General features: G+C 50.8%; 7 protein-coding genes. 2 read left to right on the top strand and 5 right to left on the bottom strand.

Translation table 11 applies throughout. From position 1 onward, the window contains the following. Window positions 1-191 precede the first annotated feature (191 nt). Entirely contained in the window at window positions 192-965 is a 774-nt protein-coding gene (locus tag ACR0KJ_RS18785) for a DUF4145 domain-containing protein (protein WP_480627391.1), read from the bottom strand. Between the two features lie 694 nt (window positions 966-1,659). After that, a protein-coding gene (locus ACR0KJ_RS18780) for an IS5 family transposase (RefSeq protein ID WP_480627390.1) occupies window positions 1,660-2,417 on the bottom strand; the annotation gives its coding sequence in 2 pieces (ribosomal slippage) (window positions 1,660-2,081 and window positions 2,081-2,417; 759 coding nt in all). A gap of 283 nt (window positions 2,418-2,700) precedes the next feature. Here ACR0KJ_RS18780 and ACR0KJ_RS18775 point away from each other — a divergent pair. Both ACR0KJ_RS18775 and ACR0KJ_RS18770 read left to right on the top strand, forming a co-directional pair. Further along, window positions 2,701-2,907: a cold-shock protein gene (locus ACR0KJ_RS18775; RefSeq protein ID WP_170430361.1), complete on the top strand. Its 207-nt coding sequence runs from the start codon at window positions 2,701-2,703 to the stop codon at window positions 2,905-2,907. A 72-nt stretch (window positions 2,908-2,979) separates the two neighbouring features. After that, window positions 2,980-3,993, top strand: a complete 1,014-nt coding sequence (locus tag ACR0KJ_RS18770; protein ID WP_170623070.1) for a fatty acid desaturase — start codon at window positions 2,980-2,982, stop codon at window positions 3,991-3,993. On the opposite strand, the gene ACR0KJ_RS18765 is transcribed toward ACR0KJ_RS18770, so the two are convergent. From ACR0KJ_RS18765 to ACR0KJ_RS18755, 3 genes are all read right to left on the bottom strand, one after another. Then, entirely contained in the window at window positions 3,985-4,233 is a 249-nt protein-coding gene (locus ACR0KJ_RS18765; RefSeq protein ID WP_170623072.1) for a ParB N-terminal domain-containing protein, read from the bottom strand. The two genes, ACR0KJ_RS18770 and ACR0KJ_RS18765, sit on opposite strands and share 9 nt — an antisense overlap. A gap of 74 nt (window positions 4,234-4,307) precedes the next feature. Next, window positions 4,308-4,997 (bottom strand): hypothetical protein, encoded by a 690-nt coding sequence (locus ACR0KJ_RS18760; protein ID WP_170623074.1) that lies wholly within the window; start codon window positions 4,995-4,997, stop codon window positions 4,308-4,310. A gap of 183 nt (window positions 4,998-5,180) precedes the next feature. Beyond that, entirely contained in the window at window positions 5,181-5,969 is a 789-nt protein-coding gene (locus ACR0KJ_RS18755; RefSeq protein ID WP_170623076.1) for a hypothetical protein, read from the bottom strand. Window positions 5,970-6,000 lie beyond the last annotated feature (31 nt).

Below are 6,000 nucleotides of genomic sequence, written 5' to 3'. Positions count from 1 at the left end.
AAAAACTAAGTCCCTGAAAATTAGCCACAATCGGCAACCAATTATTCAGTGTGTGATTTAATGGAAAATCATGGCTGGGGTGGTAGGATTCTGATTTTCTGAAAAAAAATTTTATTTCAGTATCTTAGTGGTACTTCATCAAAAAAATGTTGCGGGATTTGTTGCGGGAATTTCTGCAGCGCAGAAACCTGTCATTTTTTATCTCGTCTTTGAATCGCGTCCAATTGGGACTGAGGTAGAGATGCATAGACTTCGTCGACATGCTTCGGTTCTGTGATCATCTTCTCTGCGACAAGGTTTAACAGCCGGAACAGGGTTTCGGCGGTCGCTCGGTCGTCTCGAAGGTCAATTTGGCCCGGGTGGACGGCATTGTTCCCTATGACGCGCACAGCATCCAGCGCCTTTTGAACACGAGCATCCAGCCCATTCTGGACAAGGGATTTGATGTCTTCATTAATGTTCTTGCCCGACTGCCCAAGTTCCACACATAGCTTTTGAATTGCTAGACGGATTAGCGCCGCGGCACCCCGTGGCGACAAATCGAGGATCGCACTGGCCTCGTCGTAGTCACGCCTGATTTCGGCTGGTAAATCCGAATTTGCTTCTGGTGCACTTCCAACAACGGGAAAAACTAAACGATTGTAAATCCAAACTGAAAGCTGATCGCAGTTAAAGCAGCGGCTGAACCATAGGTTCCCGACGTGAGAATTTACGTACTTCTCTTCTTTCTCAACAAAAGGAACTCCGGTTGAGCAACGTTCAACCAATCTTCGCATATCCTCGCGTACTTCGTCGTTAAACTGATCAAAGTCGAAGTTATCTACTCGTTCACGCGTCCAGATTTGAGGTGTCGCGTCTTTGTCCATTGGATGCGCGTAGGCAGAGCGCCAAAACTGTTTGGCCAGCGCGCCACAGTGGGGGCAGTTGAATGCGGTCTCTTCAATCGACGGTGGAACGTATTTCATATTGCCTCAAACAAAAAGGGACTACCCAATTATTTCAAAGCCTTAGTGAAAGCGCTGGACGCAAGCAACTTCAAAAATGTTGCGGGATTTTTCCTCATCCCGCAACATTTACGATGCGAGGTCAAAATATTTTGTTTAAAATCAACATGTTACGGGAAAATTATGGCTGTGCAGGCAGTTTGTAGCTAGCTAGTCTCGGCCCAAAATTCCCTGTAAACAGGGAATTTACAGGGAAAACTAATAGATTTAGGCCGTTTTCGGAGGTTTGGAGCTCGAAGTTACTCTTAAAAACAGTGGCTTGCGTGGATTTTCCCTAGATCGATTAACAGGGAATTTTTCTCTGATGATCAGGGAATTTCTTACGACTAACAGTGAAGAGGATAGGGGGAGCGGGCTAAACAAACCTGATCTGAATGTCGGAAGCCGACATTCACGTGAAGTGTAACCAACGGCTGTTGTGAGCCCACTCTGACCGATGCTGCGCGATGCCCGAATGACAACAATGCGCAGGAAGCTGACTTTGCAAAGTCTCGCCAAGGCACCAAAACGGACGCTTATCGCTGTCTCGTATGCAGCAGGATAATTTCCGATAAGGGGTCGTTAGTCTTCTGTGCCGCTGACCCAAGCTACCGTCAAGTTTGGATCGAAGAGCAACGGTTTCACCTCTACTTGCCTAGGCTCCAGACTCATTGATTTACAGCCAGAATAGGACTGTAGCCGCGAGAGCGATGGCCGACAGGAAGACCTTGGGAGATCTGTCATAGCGAGTAGCGACACGCCGCCAGTCCTTGAGGCGTCCGAACATAATCTCGATCCTGTTGCGTCGTTTGTGGCGACGTTTGTCGTATCGGAGAGGTTTGTCGCGTGACTTCCGACCTGGGATGCAGGGCTTTATTCCCTTGTCTATCAGGGCCTCGCGAAACCAGTCCGCGTCATAGCCACGATCTCCCAGCAGCCAGTCAGCGGATGGAAGATTGTTCACCAAGGCTCTGGCCCCTGTGTAATCGCTGACCTGCCCAGCAGATATGAAGAAGCGGATCGGACGTCCGAGACTGTCGGTCACGGCGTGCAACTTCGTATTCATGCCGCCCTTGGTTCGCCCGATCAGCCTGCCACCCCCCCCTTTTTCAACCGCAGGCTGGAGGCCGTGCGGTGTGCCTTGAGGTAGGTTGCATCAATCATGATCGTCCTATGATCGGTTCCTTCCGCAGCCAGCCCGGTCATTATCCGAGCGAACACACCCATGTCGCTCCAGCGCTTCCAACGGTTGTAGAGTGTTTTGGGCGGGCCATACTCGCGAGGTGCATCAGACCACCGCAACCCATTGCGATTGACAAAGATAATCCCGCTCAGAACACGCCGATCATCAACCCTCGGCTTGCCATGGCTCTTCGGAAAATAAGGCTGAAGACGTGCCATCTGTTCGTCCGTCAGCCAGAATAAGTTGCTCATGATATACCCCTGAAACTCAGGCGCTTGAATCACACAACCAAGATGGCGACAACCAAATTAATGGGTCCAGAACCTAGTTCTAAGCCAGACAGGCTCAAATTCTCTGTTGTCCGCCAAAGCATCAAGGCTTGTATCGTGCGTACTCGAAGTCCATATACACAAGGCTTACGTTTATCTTTTTCGACCTGCTGTCTCCCCAATTCGGCGTTCAGTCTTTCGATTCAGACCGACCACGCCGAGTCGCCGCAATGATGCGGGCGGCAACTATTAGGAGACCTCCACTATGGCAAATGGCACAGTAAAATGGTTCAACTCGACCAAAGGTTTTGGCTTTATCGAGCCTGAAGATGGCAAGCGCGACGTATTCGTGCATATCTCGGCACTTGAACGTTCCGGAATCAGCGAATTGAAGGATGGCCAGAAGGTTACCTTCGACGTTGAAGCGGGCCGTGACGGACGCGACAGCGCCGCCAATCTGGCATTGGCTTAACCACTTTCGGGCACCCTTTTTGGGTGCCCGTTTGCACACTGGGCTAGTATAAGCCGTCGGAGACCAAGTAAGTTGCAACCTAAAGACTGGACGCGGGTGCTCGCGCAATACCGTGTGCCCGATGCGAAGCGCAGTGTTTTTGAACTTGCGATCACTGTTGTCCCCTTGTTCACGCTATGGGCCCTTGCGTGGTTTGCGTTATCATTTAGCGTCTGGATCGCAATATTACTGGCTGTTCTGAACGCCGGATTTCTGGTCCGCATCTTCATCATTATGCATGATTGTGGTCATGGATCTTTCTTCAAAAACCGCAGCGCATGCAATTGGACCGGCAGGGTTCTGGGTGTTCTTACCGTGACACCCTATGACGTTTGGCGACAAAGCCATGCGATTCACCATGCCTCAACCGGTAACCTTGATCGGCGCGGTATGGGTGACATCCCCACATTGACCATTGAGGAATACCTGAAGCGGAATTGGTTCGGGCGTGCCGCGTATCGTCTGACCCGGAGTCCAGTCTTCCTGTTCGGTGTTGCGCCGATCTATACGTTTTTTGTTCAATACCGCTTACCTGTTGGCTTCATGCGGTCAGGCTGGCTGTACTGGGCAAGTGCGATGGGAACAAACGCCGCAATTGCAGGATTGTTGGCTCTGATTTTGTGGACCGGAGGCTTTGAGGTGTTGGCGAGTGTTTTCCTGCCAACCGTGGTTGTCGCATCATCCGTTGGTATCTGGCTTTTCTACATTCAACACCAGTTTGAACACACGACCTGGGATCGGGAAGAGGGCTGGAACCTTCAGAACGCCGCATTCTACGGAAGTTCTCACTATGCATTGCCAGGCATTCTGCGTTGGCTCTCTGGCAATATCGGTGTGCACCATGTTCACCACCTTGCCAGCCGCATACCGTTTTATCGGCTAGACGAGGTCTTGCGTGACCATTCTGAGTTGGAAAATTGCCAGCGTATTACTCTGTATGAGAGCCTGCATTGTGCAAGACTGCATCTTTGGGATGAAAAAAGTCAGCGCCTGCTGACCTTTTCCGAGGCTTTGTCGAACGCCAATTCCAACAAGAGTTTAGTGTAGTCTGGCGCGGACCAGATAGGCTTCAACCGTGTCACCGCCAAGGGCGCGGATAGCCTCTAGTCTGTGAAGGCCTTCGATCAGCACGAACCTTTTGTTGTCAGCGCGTATCTGGATCGGGGTCTTTTGACCGTTCTTCAGGATATCTTCGGCCAGCGTCAGAACTTTTTTCTGATCAAGCGTTTTTGCACGTTTTGCAGGAACATAGATCAGGTCGAGCGGGTATGGTTTTTTCTCCAACATAAGCTACGTGTGCAACCTTTCGTGCATTTGTTCCGGTTCAAAGCTCGCTTCAAAAGCAGGGGCTGGAACGTACGTCATAGAACCGAACGAACAGCATCGCGCAGTTCCTGATGCATAATCCAGGTTGCTGGCTCATCGTCACTTTCGATGTGAGAAAATGCCAGGACCTGAGCGGCGCCATCATTCTGCGCCGATCCGGCTTCGGGAAGTTCGAGCTCCAGATATTCTGCAATCAATAGCCCGATTTTCTTGAAGACTTTGATGGAGGCCTCGCGCGATTTGTAACCGGCCGCCTGAGACAAGTGACCAATGGTCAGACCGTCCTTGCCTGCGATTGCAAGTGCTTTGAGCAATGTGACCTGCGCGGGGGTGAGCCTGATCTGGCGCAATGCCTCGGCATATTCTCTTTCGCTGGGAACGAGGGTGCCAGAGTTTCCCTCCAAACGGCGTTGACCGCCACGCTTCCTGTCTCGTTCTTCAAGAATTTCTTTTAAGGCTTCAATGGCCAATGCCGGTGTTTCGCCAACTGCATCGGCAATCATTGCCTGTGTTTTAGCCGGTGGCTTGGGAAATGCCCGTGCAACACTATTGCCGCTCAGAACACCAGCTTTAATCAAGTACTTTCCAAATTCTTCTTCAATCACTCCTGATACGTCAGCGTTCCGCGGCTTACGAACACTGCGGTCCTGAAACGCTCTTTGTTCCAGACCATGAGCTGACATCTTTGAACTGGGAAGGGTTACTTGAGGGGCATTTTTACGCATCAGAGGAACACCACTGCAATTATCGCCGCAACACACACTGCTGACGCAATAGATATCTTAATCCTGTAGGACCGGCGACGCGCCTTTTCAGCTTTGAGACTTTTACCCAGGTTTTCGTCAATCGAGTTATGGTTCACGGCTTAGTCCTTCCGGATTTGTTAGGCGGCTTTGGTTTCCACCAACTTATTGTCGCGGCACATTTTCGGTGCACTCGTCGTTCTGTCTCGTGAACGGCCGATTACATTCCCAACCATCACCTCTTCGATTCAAATGAGCGTTTGAAGGGACAAGGATCGCAACGCACCTGTCCCGGTTTGCGCGAAAACCACGTTCGCATTTCCATCCGGAATAAGTTTCAGGTGCAAGATACGCATGCTGTGGAACAGCCACAGGCTCACAGCCGCTCTCCGCTGCCCTGTAACCTCTGAGGCATACCCAACCATCCGATCTTCCTCTGTCGCTCAGACGGCCGTTTTCTGGGACTTCTATTGCAACACAATCCTGGTTCTCCTTACGAAATCCCCAGTTGCAGTGTATTTCCTGCACGCCAAACCGGGTTTCGACGTACCCATTTTGAGGCGAAATCACTTCTTCACATTCTTCTCCAACACGCTGGAACAGCCGATTGCACTCCCACTGATCTCCGGTTGATGCAAGATAGGCATTTTCAGGAACTCTTATTTCCTCACAGAGTTCTCCGACAATCTGAAAACCGTGATTGCATTCCCAGCCGCTGCCATAGGCGCTACCCGTCAAAAATGCGTTTTCTGGTAAGTCAGTTCTTTGGCAGGATCCGTTCTTGTTTTCGAAACCTTCGTCACAAACAGACCCATCGGCATTGCCTGCGACCTGAGCAGGAAGCTGCGTTCCTGAGAGAAACACCAAAAGTGTCGGGATCAAACAAAGAATGCAGCGAGCAAACACGATGAATGAATGGTCGAAACGGAGCCTGAGGCCTGATCTATCGGGCATCAAGCACGCAATTCAAGAGCCATGTGTTGTT

The sequence above is a fragment of the Ruegeria sp. AD6 genome, from assembly GCF_056542325.1.
The sequence above is the reverse complement of the archived record's forward strand: the minus strand, read 5'-3'. Positions and strand labels throughout refer to the sequence as shown.